Below are 15,840 nucleotides of genomic sequence, written 5' to 3'. Positions count from 1 at the left end.
ACGCATGCGCATCCTGATGCTCGCCGCCCTGCCGGAAGAGGCCGATGCCTTCCTGCCGGATGCGGGGGACAGGCTGGACGGCGACTGGCCGCTGGTGCGCCGCGTCGACACCGGGCGCCATCTGGTGCACATCGCGACGACCGGGATCGGCAAGGTCAACATCGCCGCGGCCGCCGCGCGGCTGCACGCGATCTACGATGCGGACATGCTGATGATCCTCGGGACGGCCGGCAAGCTGAGCGCCCTCGCCGGCGATTGCTTCTGGCTCGCCCGCGCCGTCCAGCATGATTATGGCGCGCGTCGCCCGGATGCCTTCGTGCACTACCCCGCTGGCGCCTGGCCAATGGGGCCGGCAAATGTCACGCCTTATGCGGCCATGCCCGATCCCGGCAGCGCCCTGCCCCATGCTTGCATCGCCAGCGGTGACGCATTCATCGAGGATGGCGCCTATGCGGCCCATCTCGTCGCTGCGCTGGATGCCGACATCGTCGACATGGAAACCGCGGCCGTCGCCCAATATGCCGCCCAGTGCGGCCTCCCCTGGGGCGGCATCAAGGCGGTGACGGACGATGCCAATCCCGACAGTGCCGGGGATTTCCACGCCAACCTCCGCGCCGCCTCTCGCCGGGCCGCGCTTGCCATGGAACGGGTGCTCGACCTGCTTTGACCTCGCCGGACAACACGCTAGATTGCGCCGACTGCATCGCCCCAACACAGAGAGACATGATGGCTCATTTTGCTGCTTCCCCCCTCCTCCTCGCCGCCACCGGCCTCTGCCTGGCCTTGCAGGGCTGCGGCGCCAAGGCCCCGGCGGGGCCGATGCCCACGCCCGAGCCCTTCGCCGAGGCGATCCTCTATGATGGCCAGGGCAACCGCACCGGTGTCGCGACGCTGGTGCCGGAAGACGGCCATATGCGCGGCAGCGTCGAGGTGACGCGCGGGCTGACGCCGGGTGCGCACGGGATGCACATTCACGCCATCGGCAAATGCACCCTGCCCGATTTCGTATCGGCCGGCGGCCACCTCAACCCCGAGAGCAAGCAGCACGGCACTGAGAACCCGCAAGGCCCCCATGCCGGCGACCTGCCGATGGTCACCGCTGACGCACGCGGCGCTGCCAGGGTAACGTTCATGGCGCACACCAACATGGCAACCTTGCTGGACGACGATGGCGCGGCGCTGGTGATCCACGCGGACGCCGACGACATGCGCACCGACCCCACTGGCAACAGCGGCGGCCGGGTGATGTGCGGCGTGTTCTACCGCAAGGAATCCTGATCGCAGATCGGGTTCGTCGCCGACCACCAACGCCGCAAAGGCATTGCAGCGGGCCGCAAGCCCCTTGCAATGCCGCGCGATGGCCTTATATCGCTGGTCATTCGGATTGGTCGGGCATCTGCCCGCCAGTCGCCTTCCGCTACCCGGGCAAGCATGACGCGTTGCGCACGACATGCATCACATATGGGGTGACGGCGAGGTTCATATGACGCTCAAGTGCGGATCGGACAGCCCCGGCCCGCACTTTTTTGCGTGCTCGCAGCCCTCGAATCGAGGTGCGCAGCCGCAGCAAAAGGCTGAATTTTCGCTGCAATGCGAAAAATATTATCGGGACCACAACACGCAGGAAGGTCAGGTATCTCTGGCATGGCAACCAAGGCTCTCCCCATCAAGCCCGGCGAAAGCGCCACCAAGCGTATCCGCAAGGTGTTCGGCAACATCCACGAGGTCGTGGAAATGCCGAACCTCATCGAGGTTCAGCGCGAAAGCTATGAGCAGTTCCTGCGGTCCAATCCCGCAATCGGCTATGTGTCCGGCCTTGAGAAGACGCTGCGCAGCGTCTTCCCGATCCGTGACTTTGCCGGCACGGCCGAGCTGGACTTCGTCCACTATGAGCTGGAAGATCCCAAGTACGACACCGAGGAATGCCGTCAGCGCGGCATCACCTACGCCGCGCCGATGCGCGTCACCCTCCGCCTGATTGTCTTCGAAGTCGATCAGGACACCGAGACCCGCTCGGTTCTCGATATCAAGGAGCAGGATGTCTACATGGGCGACATGCCGCTCATGACCGGCAACGGCACCTTCATCGTCAATGGCACCGAGCGCGTCATCGTGTCCCAGATGCACCGCTCGCCGGGCGTCCTGTTCGACCATGACCGTGGCAAGACCCACTCTTCCGGCAAGTATCTCTTCGCCGCTCGCGTGATCCCGTATCGCGGCTCCTGGCTCGACTTCGAGTTCGACGCCAAGGACATCGTGAACGTGCGTATCGACCGCAAGCGCAAGCTACCGGTCACTGCCCTGCTCTTCGCGCTTGGCCTGAACAGCGAGGAAATCCTCGGCGAGTTCTACAACAAGGTCACCTACGTGCGCGGCGAGAATGGCTGGCAGATCCCCTATACGGCGGACGCCTGGCGCGGCCTCAAGCCCACCTTCGACATCATCGACGCCAAGACCGGCGAAGTGGTGTTCGCAGCCGGGCAGAAGATCAGCCCGCGTGCGGCGCTGAAGGCTGCCAAGGACGGCCTGGAAGCGCTCGTGATCCCGACCGAGGAAGTCTATGGCCGCTACAGCGCCTATGACCTCATCAACGAGAGCACCGGCGAGATCTACATCGAAGCCGGCGACGAGGTCTCGCCCGAGAACCTCGCCAAGCTGGATGCGGCAGGCATCGACCGCCTCGAACTGCTCGACATCGACCATGTGAATACGGGTCCGTGGATCCGCAACACGCTCAAGGTCGACAAGGCCGAGGACCGCGACCACGCGCTCTCGGACATCTACCGCGTGATGCGCCCCGGCGAGCCGCCGACGCGCGAGACCGCCGAAGCCCTGTTCGAAGGCCTGTTCTTCGACGGCGAGCGCTATGACCTCTCGGCCGTGGGCCGCGTGAAGCTGAACATGCGCCTTGGCCTCGACGCCGAGGACACCATCACGACGCTGCGCCGCGAGGACATCCTCGCCGTGGTCAAGGAGCTGGTAAACCTCAAGGACGGCAAGGGCGAGATCGACGACATCGACAATCTCGGCAACCGCCGCGTGCGTTCGGTGGGCGAGCTGCTGGAGAACCAGTATCGAGTCGGCCTGCTCCGCATGGAGCGCGCCGTGAAGGAGCGCATGTCCAGCGTCGACGTCTCGACGGTGATGCCGAACGACCTCATCAACGCCAAGCCCGCCGTGGCCGCAGTGCGCGAGTTCTTCGGCTCCTCGCAGCTCTCGCAGTTCATGGACCAGACCAACCCGCTCTCCGAAATCACGCACAAGCGCCGCGTTTCGGCCTTGGGCCCGGGTGGTCTCACCCGTGAGCGCGCCGGCTTCGAGGTTCGCGACGTTCACCCGACCCATTATGGCCGTATCTGCCCGATTGAGACGCCGGAAGGCCCGAACATCGGTCTGATCAACTCGCTGGCGAGCTTCTCGCGCGTCAACAAGTACGGCTTCATCGAGACACCGTATCGCAAGGTCATCGACAACAAGGTGACGGACGAGGTCGTGTACCTCTCCGCCATGGAAGAGGCCAAGCACACGATCGCGCAGGCCAACGCCGAAGTGAACCCGGACGGCACCTTCGCCGAGGATCTCATCTCCGCCCGTGAGGCAGGCGAGTTCCTGATGGCGCCCCGCGACCACATCACGCTGATGGACGTCAGCCCCAAGCAGCTCGTTTCGGTTGCCGCATCGCTCATTCCCTTCCTGGAAAACGATGACGCCAACCGCGCGCTCATGGGATCGAACATGCAGCGTCAGGCCGTGCCGCTCGTGCAGGCCGAGGCGCCGTTCGTCGGCACCGGCATGGAAGAGACGGTTGCGCGCGACTCCGGCGCCGCCATCGCGGCCAAGCGCTCGGGCATCGTCGATCAGGTTGACGCCACCCGCATCGTGATCCGCGCCACCGAAGAGATCGAGGCCGGCAAGTCCGGCGTCGACATCTACACGCTGATGAAGTTCCAGCGCTCCAACCAGGACACCTGCATCAACCAGCGTCCGCTGGTGAAGGTGGGCGAGCATGTGAAGGCTGGCGACGTGATCGCCGACGGTCCCTCGACCGAGCTGGGCGAACTGGCCCTGGGCCGCAACAGCCTCGTCGCGTTCATGCCCTGGAATGGCTACAACTACGAAGACTCCATCCTGATCTCCGAGCGGATCGTTAAGGACGACGTCTTCACCTCGATCCACATCGAGGAGTTCGAGGTGATGGCCCGCGACACCAAGCTCGGGCCGGAAGACATCACCCGCGACATCCCGAACGTCGGCGAGGAAGCCCTGCGCAACCTCGACGAGGCGGGCATTGTCTACATCGGCGCCGAGGTGGAGCCGGGCGATATTCTCGTCGGCAAGATCACGCCCAAGGGTGAAAGCCCGATGACGCCGGAAGAGAAGCTCCTCCGCGCCATCTTCGGTGAGAAGGCCAGCGACGTGCGCGACACCTCGCTTCGCCTGCCGCCGGGCGTTGCCGGCACGATCGTCGAGGTGCGCGTGTTCAACCGTCACGGCATCGACAAGGACGAGCGCGCGATGGCCATCGAGCGCGAGGAAATCGACCGTCTCGCCAAGGACCGCGAGGACGAGCGCGCAATCCTCAATCGCGCAACCTTCAACCGCCTGCGCGAGATGCTGGTCGGCCAGACGGCCACGGCAGCACCCAAGGGCGTCAAGAAGGGTGTCGACATCACCGAGGAGCTGCTCTCCGAGGTCGAGCGTCACGAGTGGTGGAAGTTCGCGGTTGCGGACGATGCCCGCCAGTCGCAGCTCGAAGCGGTCAAGACGCAGTATGACGAGGCCGTGAAGGTCATCGTCGAGAAGTTCGAGGACCGTGTCGAGAAGCTGCAGCGCGGCGACGAGCTGCCCCCGGGCGTGCTCAAGATGGTCAAGGTCTTCGTCGCGGTGAAGCGCAAGCTGCAGCCGGGCGATAAGATGGCCGGCCGTCACGGCAACAAGGGCGTCATCTCGCGCATCCTGCCGGTCGAGGACATGCCGTTCCTGGAGGATGGCACCCCGGTCGACATCGTGCTCAATCCGCTGGGCGTGCCGTCGCGCATGAACGTCGGGCAGATCTTCGAGACGCACCTTGGTTGGGCCGCCCGCGGCCTTGGCCAGCAGATCAAGCATGCCCTGCGCGACTGGCGCGAGGCCAACCCGAACGCGACCGGCGGTGAAATGCCGGAAGCGGTGAAGGAGCGTCTGCTGACCGTCTATGGCGAGGATTATGCGGACGAGATCAAGTCCCGCTCGGCTGAGCAGGTCATCGAGCTTGCTTCCAACCTCGTGACCGGCGTTCCGATCGCAACACCGGTGTTCGACGGTGCGCGTGAAGCCGACGTTTCCGCTATGCTGCAGCTGGCAGGGCTCGATACGTCGGGCCAGTCCACGCTCTATGACGGCCGGACCGGTGACGCGTTCGACCGCAAGGTGACGGTGGGCATCATCTACATGCTCAAGCTGCACCACCTTGTGGACGACAAGATCCACGCCCGTTCCATCGGCCCCTACAGCCTCGTCACCCAGCAGCCGCTGGGCGGTAAGGCCCAGTTCGGTGGTCAGCGCTTCGGTGAGATGGAGGTCTGGGCACTGCAGGCTTATGGTGCAGCCTACACGCTGCAGGAAATGCTCACGGTCAAGTCCGACGACGTGGTCGGCCGTACCAAGGTCTATGAGGCGATCGTCAAGGGTGACGACACCTTCGAGGCCGGCATTCCGGAAAGCTTCAACGTGCTCGTGAAGGAAATGCGCTCGCTCGGCCTCAATGTTGAGCTGGCGGCGCTGGAAGACCTCTCCGACAGCGATGGCGACGACGAACTGCCCGAGGCGGCGGAATAAATCATGGAAGCCCCTCCCCTTCAGGGGAGGGGTTGGGGTGGGGCCTGGCGCTCAGTTTGCTGCGCGACACCCACCCCCTTCCCCTCCCTTGAAAGGGAGGGGCGAACCAAGTTTACGAGGAAGGGTATCAACCCATGAACGAACTGACCACCTTCGCCAATCCGATGGCCAAGCCGGAAACCTTCGACCAGATCCAGATCGGCATTGCGTCGCCTGAGCGCATCCGCAGCTGGTCCTTCGGCGAGATCAAGAAGCCGGAGACGATCAACTATCGCACGTTCAAGCCCGAGCGTGACGGCCTGTTCTGCGCGCGCATCTTCGGCCCGATCAAGGACTATGAGTGCCTGTGCGGCAAGTACAAGCGCATGAAGTATAAGGGCATCGTCTGCGAAAAGTGCGGCGTGGAAGTGACCGTTTCCAAGGTCCGCCGCGAGCGCATGGGCCATATCGAGCTGGCCGCGCCGGTTGCCCACATCTGGTTCCTCAAGTCGCTGCCTTCGCGCATCGGCCTGCTGCTCGACATGCAGCTCAAGCAGCTTGAGCGCGTCCTCTACTTCGAGAGCTACATCGTCATCGAGCCGGGCCTCACCCCGCTGGAGAAGTATCAGCTTCTCAATGAGGACGAGCTGGTCGAGGCGCAGGACGAATATGGCGAGGACGCCTTCTCCGCCGGCATCGGTGCCGAGGCGGTCAAGCAGATGCTCATGGACCTCGATCTCGAGGGCGAGCAGAAGGCGCTGATGGAAGAGCTGGCGACAACCAAGTCGGAGCTCAAGCCCAAGAAGATCATCAAGCGCCTCAAGGTCGTGGAAAGCTTCATCGATTCCGGCAACCGCCCGGAATGGATGATCCTCGACGTGGTGCCGGTCATTCCGCCGGAACTGCGCCCGCTGGTGCCGCTGGACGGCGGCCGCTTCGCGACCTCGGACCTCAACGATCTCTACCGTCGCGTCATCAACCGCAACAACCGCCTGAAGCGCCTGATGGAGCTGCGTGCGCCGGACATCATCGTTCGCAACGAAAAGCGCATGCTTCAGGAAGCCGTTGACGCCCTGTTCGACAACGGCCGTCGCGGCCGCGTCATCACCGGCGCCAACAAGCGTCCGCTCAAGTCGCTCTCCGACATGCTCAAGGGTAAGCAGGGCCGCTTCCGCCAGAACTTGCTCGGCAAGCGCGTCGACTATTCCGGTCGTTCGGTCATCGTGACCGGTCCGGAGCTCAAGCTGCACCAGTGCGGCCTGCCCAAGAAGATGGCGCTCGAGTTGTTCAAGCCGTTCATCTACGCCCGCCTCGACGCCAAGGGTCTCTCCATGACCCTCAAGCAGGCGAAGAAATGGGTCGAGAAGGAGCGCAAGGAAGTCTGGGACATCCTCGATGAGGTGATCCGCGAGCACCCTGTGCTGCTGAACCGCGCCCCGACGCTCCACCGCCTCGGCATTCAGGCGTTCGAGCCCGTGCTGATCGAGGGCAAGGCCATCCAGCTGCACCCGCTGGTCTGCGCCGCGTTCAACGCCGACTTCGACGGTGACCAGATGGCCGTTCACGTTCCGCTGAGCCTTGAGGCCCAGCTGGAAGCGCGCGTGCTGATGATGTCCACCAACAACATCCTCTCGCCCGCTAACGGCAAGCCGATCATCGTGCCCTCGCAGGACATGGTGCTGGGTATCTATTATCTGTCGATGGAGCTGGCCGGCGAGCCGGGCGAAGGCATGATCCTCGCCGACATGCAGGAGGTCCACCAGGCCCTCTTCGCCAAGGCGGTGACGCTGCACAGCAAGATCATCAGCCGCGTGCCGCAGACGGACGAGAATGGCGAGACCTACATGCGCCGCGTGGAAACCACGCCGGGCCGTATGCTGATCGGCGAGTGCCTCCCCAAGAGCCACAAGGTGCCGTTCGACGCCGTCAACCGCCTGCTCACCAAGAAGGACGTGGGCGACGTGATCGACGAGGTCTATCGTCACACCGGCCAGAAGGACACGGTGCTGTTTGCCGACGCCATCATGGCGCTGGGCTTCCGCCACGCGTTCCAGGCGGGCATCTCGTTCGGCAAGGACGACATGATCATTCCGGACAGCAAGGTGGCTCTGGTCGATGAGACCAAGGCGCTGGTGGCCGACTATGAGCAGCAGTATCAGGACGGCCTGATCACCCAGCAGGAAAAGTACAACAAGGTGATCGACGCCTGGTCGGGCTGCGGTGACCGTGTGGCCAACGCCATGATGGACGAGATTCGCTCGATGCCGCAGGACCCGGATACGGGCCGCCTGAAGCCGATCAACTCGATCTACATGATGAGCCACTCGGGTGCCCGTGGTTCCCCGGCGCAGATGAAGCAGCTGGCCGGTATGCGCGGCCTGATGGCCAAGCCGTCGGGCGAGATCATCGAAACGCCGATCATCTCGAACTTCAAGGAAGGCCTGACCGTCCTTGAATATTTCAACTCGACGCACGGCGCCCGTAAGGGTCTGGCCGACACGGCGCTCAAGACGGCGAACTCGGGTTACCTGACCCGCCGTCTGGTCGACGTCAGCCAGGACTGCACCATCGTCGAGGTGGATTGCGGCACGCAGAAGGCGCTGGAGATGAAGGCCATCATCCAGGGCGGCAGCGTGATCGCATCGCTCGGCGAGCGCGTGCTCGGTCGCACCACGGCCGAGGACATTGTGGACAGCAAGGATGGCTCGGTCATCGTTCCCGAGGGCGAGCTGCTGGACGAGGCGATGGTCGCGAAGATCGAGGCCATCGGCGTTCAGGCGGTCAAGATCCGTTCGCCGCTGATCTGCGAATCCAAGATGGGCGTGTGCGCCAAGTGCTACGGGCGTGACCTCGCCCGCGGTACGCCGGTGAACATCGGTGAGGCTGTCGGCGTGATCGCCGCCCAGTCGATCGGTGAGCCGGGCACGCAGCTGACGATGCGCACCTTCCACATCGGCGGTGCCGCCCAGCTCAACGAGCAGTCCAACCTTGAGGCCGTTTCCGACGGTTCGATCGAGTTGCGCGACATGCCGACCATCACGGACAAGCATGGCCGTAACCTGTCGCTGGCCCGCAATGGCGAACTGGCGATCATCGACGATGAAGGCCGCGAGCGTGCGGTCCATCGCCTGCCTTATGGTGCCGCCATCCTGTTCAAGCATGGCGCCAAGGTGAAGCAGGGCGACCGCATCGCCGAGTGGGATCCGTTCACGCAGCCGGTGATCACCGAGAAGCCGGGTATCGTGAAGTATCAGGACCTGATCGACGGCAAGACGCTGACCGAACAGGCGGACGAGGCCACCGGCATCACGCAGCGCGTGGTGACCGAATATCGTGCCCCGTCTCGCTCCAAGGACGATCTGCGTCCGCGCCTGACCCTGCTGGACGATGCCTCCGGCGAGGCAGCGCGTTACCTTCTGGCACCGGGCGCGACGCTCTCGGTCGAGGATGGCGCGCAGGTGCAGGCCGGTGACGTGCTGGCCCGTGTCTCCCGCGAGGCTGCCAAGACCCGCGACATCACGGGCGGTCTGCCGCGCGTGGCGGAGCTGTTCGAGGCGCGCAAGCCCAAGGACAATGCGATCATCGCACGGGTCTCGGGCCGCGTTCAGTTCCTCAAGGACTATAAGGCCAAGCGCAAGATCGCGATCCTCCCCGAGGATGGCGGCGAGCCGGTCGAGTATCTGATCCCCAAGAGCAAGGTGATCGACGTTCAGGAAGGCGACTACGTGAAGCGTGGCGACAACCTGATCGGCGGTTCGCCCGATCCCCACGACATTCTCGAAGTGCTCGGCATCGAGCCGCTTTCGGAATATATGGTCGCGGAGATCCAGGAGGTCTATCGACTGCAGGGCGTGAAGATCAACGACAAGCACATCGAGGTGATCGTTCGCCAGATGCTGCAGAAGGTTGAGATCACCGACGGCGGAGACACCACGCTGCTGGCAGGCGAGCAGGTCGATCGCGAGGAAATGGACGAAGTGAACGCCCGCCTCGCGCCCGGCCAGCAGCCGGCCTTCGGCAAGCCCGTGCTCCTCGGCATCACCAAGGCGTCGCTGCAGACCCGCAGCTTCATCTCGGCAGCCTCCTTCCAGGAAACGACCCGCGTCCTCACCGAGGCGGCCGTTCAGGGCAAGAAGGACACGCTGATCGGCCTCAAGGAGAATGTGATCGTCGGGCGTCTGATCCCGGCCGGCACCGGCTCCTCGATGAACCGGATGCGGATCGCCGCGAACAGCCGCGATGCTGCGCTCCGCGCCGCCATGCGGGCCGCCAACGAGGTTCACCTCGTGGCACCGCAGACCGCCGCAGAAGAGCATGAGGCCGAACTGCGCCAGCCCGTGGAAGCCGCCATCGGCGACGATCCGCTCGGCAAGGTGCAGGGTGAGGACTTCACCACCGAGGACATGAACTAAGCATCAGGTCCTTTCAGGAAGAAAATAGAGAGGCCCGCCGGAGCGATCCGGCGGGCCTTTTGCTTGGATGTCCGACGCGATATCCTGTGGCATCGACTCCCTTGGCCGCAGGACACATGATGCTGAAACTGAGGCTCTGCTGCCTTGCCCTAACCTTGGGCGCCCTCGCCCTCTCTGCCAGTGGCGCGCTGGGACAGACCAATCCCTATCAGGAGGATGCCCGTGCACTTCCGGGCATCATCGCGGAAACCTATGCCTATCCCGAGCGCCTTGCGGGTGGCGAATATCGCCTGCCCTCCCGGCTCCAGGCGGAAGCCGAGGCGGTGCGCGATGAGGATGGCCTCATCCGCCTTGCAGAACGCGCCCTCATGGTTCTCGCCGACCATCATGCAATCACGGGAGCCTCCTTCTCCAACAGCTGGGCGGTTTTCCCAAGCTATGGCGACCTGTGGATCGAGCGGCGCGGCGCTGGCTATCGTATCGAGCAGGTCCGGACCGGCAGCCCGGCGGAACAGGCCGGTGTGCAAGCCGGCGACGAACTGATCGCCATTGCCGGAACGCCTGTACAGGCAGCGGTCGACGCATTCTGGACCGACCTCGGCGTCGCGCCGGGCGAAGGCGATGCCGGCTATGCCGCGCGCGTGCTCGCGGCGGGCCGTCGCGACCGGCCGCGACAGCTGACCGTGAAGGCGGGCGGCAGGTCACCGCGCACGGTCGAACTGCCCAATCTGTACGCCCTCAAGCCTCAGGACATGCCGCCGCTTTCGGTCGCGGAGGACGCCCGCGGCGCGGCGATCATCCGTTTCCACGACTCCCTCGGTCGCGATGACACGATCCCAGCCTTCGATACGGCCATGGCAGCGCTGACGCCGGGCAAGCCGATCATCCTCGACCTGACCGACACAGCCAGCGGCGGCAATACCACGGTGGCGCGGGCGATCATGGGCTGGTTCGTCACCCAGCCCACCGCCTATCAAATTCACAACCTGCCCGTCGAACAGCGCGAGACAGGCATTGCGCGGCAGTGGATCGAGCAGGTGCTGCCACGGGCGGGGAAGCACCATGCCGGCCCCCTCAGTGTGCGGGTGTCACGCTGGACCGGGAGCATGGGCGAAGGCCTGGCGATTGGCCTGCATGCCATAGGCACGCGCGTGCAAGGCAGCAGGATGGCAGGGCTCCTGGGCGCGATCTACGATCATGCGTTGCCCAAATCCGGCGTGATCATCAAATTGCCGACCGAGCGGCTGTACGCTGTCGATGGGACGCCAAGGGAAGCGTTCCAGCCCGAGCCGGTCCCGATGGATACAGCGCGCTGAGGGTCAGCATTATGGGCGCGCGGCCAAGCCTGCGTCGGCGCTCCTTACAAAGAAAAAGGCCCCGGAAACCGGAGCCTTCCTCTGAAACCTTGGGTTGAGCCCGCTCAGTTCTTCTTGAGCGTGAGGCCACCGAAGCGCTTGTTGAACTGGGCCACGCGGCCGCCCTGATCGAGCTGGCGCTGACCGCCGGTCCATGCCGGGTGCGACGTCGGATCGATTTCCAGCGTCATCGTGTCGCCTTCCTTGCCCCAGGTCGAGCGGGTCTGGAAGCTGGTCCCGTCCGTCATCTGCACGGTGATGAGATGATACTCGGGATGCGTGTCTTTTTTCATGTGTCGGCTCCTGAAATGACCGGTTTCCGACCGGTCCGGGGCGTTAGGGAAGCGCGGCCCTTAGCGGGAAAGGGCTGGCTTGGCAAGGCTCCCCGGGGTTTGTGTCCCGCTCAGTCCTTCGGCGGATCGGCGATCATCGCGACGCAGTTTGTTTCTGCGCACAATTTGCCGTCGATGCTGGCCTTGCCGGAGAATTTGCAGACCGAACCGCGCAGCTGCGTGAACTCGACATGGAGGTCCAGCAGATGCCCCGGCTCGACAGGCGCACGGAACTTCGCGCCCTCGATGGTCATGAAATAAACGAGCTTGCCCGTGCCGGCGAGCCCGAGAGACTCGACGGCGAGGATACCGGCAGCCTGGGCAATCGCCTCGACGATGAGCACGCCCGGCATGATCGGACGCCCGGGGAAATGCCCCTGGAAGAACTGCTCGTTCATCGACACGGCCTTGACCGCGTGGATCGAGGTCTTGGGAACCATCGAGACCACACGGTCGACCAGCAGCAACGGGTAACGATGCGGCAAGGCTGCCAGCACGCCACGGATATCGAGTCCGCCGCTCTGTTCAGCCCCTGCGCTTTCCGCTTCGCTCATCGGTGATTAGCGCCCTTCGCCAGCCGTCGGCGTGCGCGCAGCCGGCGCTGCAGCGGCAGGCTGCTGCTGCTGCTGACCACCGGGCTGCCAGCCCTGCGGCGGCGTGATGCTGACGGACGGGACCAGCGCGTTGATCTCCTGCACGAGCAGACGGGTGACGTCCGCCGTGGGCTGGAAGGCTTCTGCGGCTTCCGCCTTCACCAGCAGGTCGATCTTGTTCTTGGTCATCACGTTGCGCATGGCCTCGGGCAGCTTGGCGCCGATCTGCTCGAGCACATAGGCGCGGGCGAGCTGGAGCGGCTGCTCGAGACGCTGCAGTTCGGCCTGCGCTTCCTGCGCGCGACGCTGCAACTCGTTATACTGGGTCTGCAGGGTGGTCTGCGTGGCAGCGGGCGGGTTCTGGCCAGCGGCCTGCGCTGCGGTCTGCAGCGCAGTCTGCTTCTGCTGAATCTCGGTCTGCAGCGCAGTGCGACGCGTGTTGATCTGGTCGATATTCGACTTGTAGGTCACCTGCATCTGCTGGCTGGCCGTGGTGGCCGCGCTCGACTGGCCAATCGCCTCGTCGATGTTGACGACGGCAATCGCCTGCTTGACCTGTGCGGAAACCGGCGCAGAAACGCTGAGGGCCGCGACCGATGCCGTTGCGAGCGCAACAGCGGAAAAGATGGAGTTACGCATCAGAATTGTGTCCCTATGTTGAAGGTTACAAGCTTGGTATCATCGCCGTCGACCTTCACCAGGGCCTTGGCGATATCGATCCGGAACGGACCGAAGGGCGAATTCCAGTTCACGCCGAAACCGACCGACACGCGCGGTTTGGGGCTGTCGCCGAGGAAGACTTCCTTGAAGCCGCCAATCGACGTTACGTAAGGCGTCGTACCGGAAGGACAGCTAGCGCCATCGGGAATGGACGAGAGCGAACTGGCGGTCGTGTCGGTCGCAGGCGTGATGCACTGCCTCAAGCCGCTGGCATCCCGGATGGGGAAATCGATGTTTTGGGGCAGGTCGATTAAGTTCGGACGACGGACGCCGAAGACGGCACCGGCATCGATGAACACTGACGGACGCAGGCCCATGTCACGCGCGCCGGCACCAAGCGGGATCTCGATCTCAAAGTGCGTAAGGTAGTAAGCGCGGCCGCCCAGAGCGTCGTCGGACCACTGGTCGCGATTTTCACTCAGTCCGATGACGTTATTATTCTCGTCGTACAGATAAGGCTTGCGCACGATGCGCGGCCCGACGCCGCGAATATCGAAACCGCGCAACTGCGGCTCACCCAGGAAGAAGCGATCGACGAGGCGGACGGGGTCGGAATTCGGCCCCGCGCCATCTTCGAACGAATGGATGTAGCCAGCCTCGCCCTTCACCGAGAAGATGAAGCCGCCGCCGAGCGGCCAGTATTTATCGGCAGAGAGACGGTTGCGCAGGTAACGAACGTTACCGCCCAGACCGGCAAAGTCCTGACTGAACGTGATGCTGTGCCCGCGCGTCGGACGGATGCGGTTGTCCCGCATGTCGTAGATCAACGAATAGCCGATCGACGACGTGGTGCGCTTGCCGATGGCATCGCACAGATACTGGCTTGCGCGCAGAGGGTCGCACTGGAAGTTGCCGGCCTGCTCACGGTCGGAGTAATAGTTGGCCTTGTCCAGCGTCACGTCCTCGAACGAGAGGCCATAGCGCAGCGCCAGCGAGAGATATTCGGTAATCGGCAGACCGGCCCGCAGCTGGAAGCCGGTGCGGACCTGGCTGTACAGCGTGTTGCGGTCATTACCGGACAGGTAGTTGAACGAGTTCGTATCCTGCCGGAAGATATCGCCGCCCAGCGCGATGTTCTTGTCCAGGAAGTAGGGCTCGGTGAAGCCGACGTTCACGGACTTTGAGTAGCTCGAATAATTGACCGAAGTGCGCAGTTCCTGGCCCATGCCGCGGAAGTTGCGCTGCGTGACCGATGCCGAGAGGATGAAGCGCTCAAGGCTCGAGAAACCAGCGGAAAGCTGAAGCTCACCGGTCGCCTTTTCCTCGACATTGGTTTCCAGCACGATGCGGTCGGGCGCGGAACCCGGCTTCTGGTCAATCTCCAGACGCTCCTGGAAGAAGCCCAGCGAGTTGATCCGGTCCTGCGAGCGGCGGACCTGGAACGTGTTGAACGCATCACCCTCGTGCAGACGGAACTCGCGGCGGATCACCTTGTCCTGCGTCAGCGTGTTGCCGTTGATATCGATCCGCTCGACATAGACGCGCGGCGCGTTGGCGATGCGGAAGGTGATGCCCATGGTGAGGTCTTCGCGGCTGCGATTGAACTCGGGCTGCACGTCGGCGAAAGCATAGCCGAACAGACCGGCGGTCTGGTTGAGCTGCTCGACCGTGTCTTCCACGGCCTTGGCGTTGTACCAGTCGCCCTTCTTCATCCGCAGCGAGCGGGACAGGCCCTCGGAACTGAGGTCGCGAATATCGCTCTGCACGGTCACGTCGCCGAACTTGTAGCGGTCGCCTTCCTCCACCACATAGGTGATGATGAAGTCCTGCTTGTTCGACGTCAGCTCGGCAACGGCCGACACGACGCGGAAATCGGCATAGCCCTGCGTCAGGTAGAACTGACGGACCTTCTGCTGGTCATAGGCCAGACGGTCGGGATCGTAGGTAGTGCCGGACGAGAAGACGCGGAACCAGCGCGACTGCTTGGTCGCCATCTCGCTGCGCAGCTGCCCATCGGAGAATTTGTCGTTGCCGATGATGTTGATCTGGCGGACCTTGGATTTCGGCCCTTCCGTGATCTCGTAGACGATGTCGACGCGGTTCTGGTCCAACTGCACCAGCTTGGGATCCACGACCGCCGCGAACCGGCCCTGGCGACGATACAGCTCGATGATCCGGGCGACGTCCGCACGCACCTTGGAGCGCGTGTAGATCTGCCGGGGCGCCATGCGGATTTCGGGAAGGATCTTGTCGTCCTTGAGGCGCTTATTGCCCTCCAGCACGATACGATTGATGACCGGGTTCTCGGTCACCTGGATGGTGAGCGCGCCCTGATTGTCGCGGATCTGCACATCCGAGAACAGTTCGCTGGCGTAAAGCTCGCGCAGCGCCTCGTCGAGCGTCTCGCGGGTGTATTTGTTGCCGATCCGCAGCTTGGTATAGGAGAGGACCGTGTCCCCCTCGAGGCGCTGGGCACCTTCCACCGTGATGGCGGAGATGGTGCGCTCTTCGGCGGTCACCGGCTGAACCGCAGGCGCGGAGGGCAGCGCGGGGGCCGGCTGCGCTGTGGCGCTTCCGGTGGCCTGTGCCATCGCCGGCACGGACCCGAAGCCCGCCAGGATGGTGCCACACAGGAGCAACGGCGCGAGGCGGCCCTGTGTCGATGAAATGCGTGCTGCTTCGCTCAAACTCA

Annotated in this window: 9 protein-coding genes; 5 read left to right on the top strand and 4 right to left on the bottom strand. The window is 64.0% G+C overall.

From position 1 onward, the window contains the following. Positions 1-4: 4 nt before the first annotated feature. The 5 genes from M2336_RS11700 (at position 5) to M2336_RS11680 (ending at position 11,524) form a co-directional block, all read left to right on the top strand. Positions 5-667, top strand: coding sequence for a purine phosphorylase (locus M2336_RS11700; protein WP_264572654.1), 663 nt, complete (start codon positions 5-7; stop codon positions 665-667). A gap of 59 nt (positions 668-726) precedes the next feature. Then, positions 727-1,278 carry a superoxide dismutase family protein gene (locus tag M2336_RS11695; RefSeq protein WP_264593011.1) on the top strand — a complete coding sequence of 184 codons (552 nt, stop codon included), beginning with the start codon at positions 727-729 and terminating at the stop codon, positions 1,276-1,278. 366 nt (positions 1,279-1,644) lie between these two features. After that, positions 1,645-5,817: a DNA-directed RNA polymerase subunit beta gene (gene rpoB, locus M2336_RS11690; protein ID WP_264572652.1), complete on the top strand. Its 4,173-nt coding sequence runs from the start codon at positions 1,645-1,647 to the stop codon at positions 5,815-5,817. 134 nt (positions 5,818-5,951) lie between these two features. Then, positions 5,952-10,208 carry a DNA-directed RNA polymerase subunit beta' gene (gene rpoC / locus M2336_RS11685; RefSeq protein WP_181559466.1) on the top strand — a complete coding sequence of 1,419 codons (4,257 nt, stop codon included), beginning with the start codon at positions 5,952-5,954 and terminating at the stop codon, positions 10,206-10,208. Positions 10,209-10,327: 119 nt separating this feature from the next. Next, positions 10,328-11,524 (top strand): S41 family peptidase, encoded by a 1,197-nt coding sequence (locus M2336_RS11680; RefSeq protein ID WP_264593010.1) that lies wholly within the window; start codon positions 10,328-10,330, stop codon positions 11,522-11,524. Positions 11,525-11,628: 104 nt separating this feature from the next. On the opposite strand, the gene rpmE is transcribed toward M2336_RS11680, so the two are convergent. From rpmE to bamA, 4 genes are all read right to left on the bottom strand, one after another. Then, on the bottom strand, positions 11,629-11,856 hold the full coding sequence (rpmE, locus tag M2336_RS11675) for a 50S ribosomal protein L31 (protein ID WP_181559464.1): 228 nt from the start codon (positions 11,854-11,856) through the stop codon (positions 11,629-11,631). Positions 11,857-11,966: 110 nt separating this feature from the next. Beyond that, complete coding sequence (fabZ, locus tag M2336_RS11670) at positions 11,967-12,449, bottom strand: 3-hydroxyacyl-ACP dehydratase FabZ (protein ID WP_264572650.1); 483 nt, start codon at positions 12,447-12,449, stop codon at positions 11,967-11,969. Between the two features lie 6 nt (positions 12,450-12,455). Then, positions 12,456-13,127: an OmpH family outer membrane protein gene (locus tag M2336_RS11665; RefSeq protein WP_264593009.1), complete on the bottom strand. Its 672-nt coding sequence runs from the start codon at positions 13,125-13,127 to the stop codon at positions 12,456-12,458. Next, positions 13,127-15,739 carry an outer membrane protein assembly factor BamA gene (gene bamA, locus M2336_RS11660; RefSeq protein ID WP_413715972.1) on the bottom strand — a complete coding sequence of 871 codons (2,613 nt, stop codon included), beginning with the start codon at positions 15,737-15,739 and terminating at the stop codon, positions 13,127-13,129. The genes M2336_RS11665 and bamA overlap by 1 nt, the downstream gene beginning before the upstream one ends. Positions 15,740-15,840: the final 101 nt, after the last annotated feature.

Source organism: Sphingobium sp. B1D7B, assembly GCF_025961965.1.
Taxonomy (GTDB): Bacteria; Pseudomonadota; Alphaproteobacteria; order Sphingomonadales; family Sphingomonadaceae; genus Sphingobium.
The sequence above is the reverse complement of the archived record's forward strand: the minus strand, read 5'-3'. Positions and strand labels throughout refer to the sequence as shown.

What these genes read in the sequence shown, in the direction of transcription:
- rpmE (WP_181559464.1), bottom strand. Translation starts at nt 11,856, where the DNA reads ATGAAAAAAGACACGCATCCCGAGTATCATCTCATCACCGTGCAGATG.
- M2336_RS11680 (WP_264593010.1), top strand. Translation starts at nt 10,328, where the DNA reads ATGCTGAAACTGAGGCTCTGCTGCCTTGCCCTAACCTTGGGCGCCCTC.
- bamA (WP_413715972.1), bottom strand. Translation starts at nt 15,739, where the DNA reads ATGGCACAGGCCACCGGAAGCGCCACAGCGCAGCCGGCCCCCGCGCTG.
- rpoC (WP_181559466.1), top strand. Translation starts at nt 5,952, where the DNA reads ATGAACGAACTGACCACCTTCGCCAATCCGATGGCCAAGCCGGAAACC.
- rpoB (WP_264572652.1), top strand. Translation starts at nt 1,645, where the DNA reads ATGGCAACCAAGGCTCTCCCCATCAAGCCCGGCGAAAGCGCCACCAAG.
- M2336_RS11665 (WP_264593009.1), bottom strand. Translation starts at nt 13,127, where the DNA reads ATGCGTAACTCCATCTTTTCCGCTGTTGCGCTCGCAACGGCATCGGTC.
- M2336_RS11700 (WP_264572654.1), top strand. Translation starts at nt 5, where the DNA reads ATGCGCATCCTGATGCTCGCCGCCCTGCCGGAAGAGGCCGATGCCTTC.
- M2336_RS11695 (WP_264593011.1), top strand. Translation starts at nt 727, where the DNA reads ATGGCTCATTTTGCTGCTTCCCCCCTCCTCCTCGCCGCCACCGGCCTC.
- fabZ (WP_264572650.1), bottom strand. Translation starts at nt 12,449, where the DNA reads ATGAGCGAAGCGGAAAGCGCAGGGGCTGAACAGAGCGGCGGACTCGAT.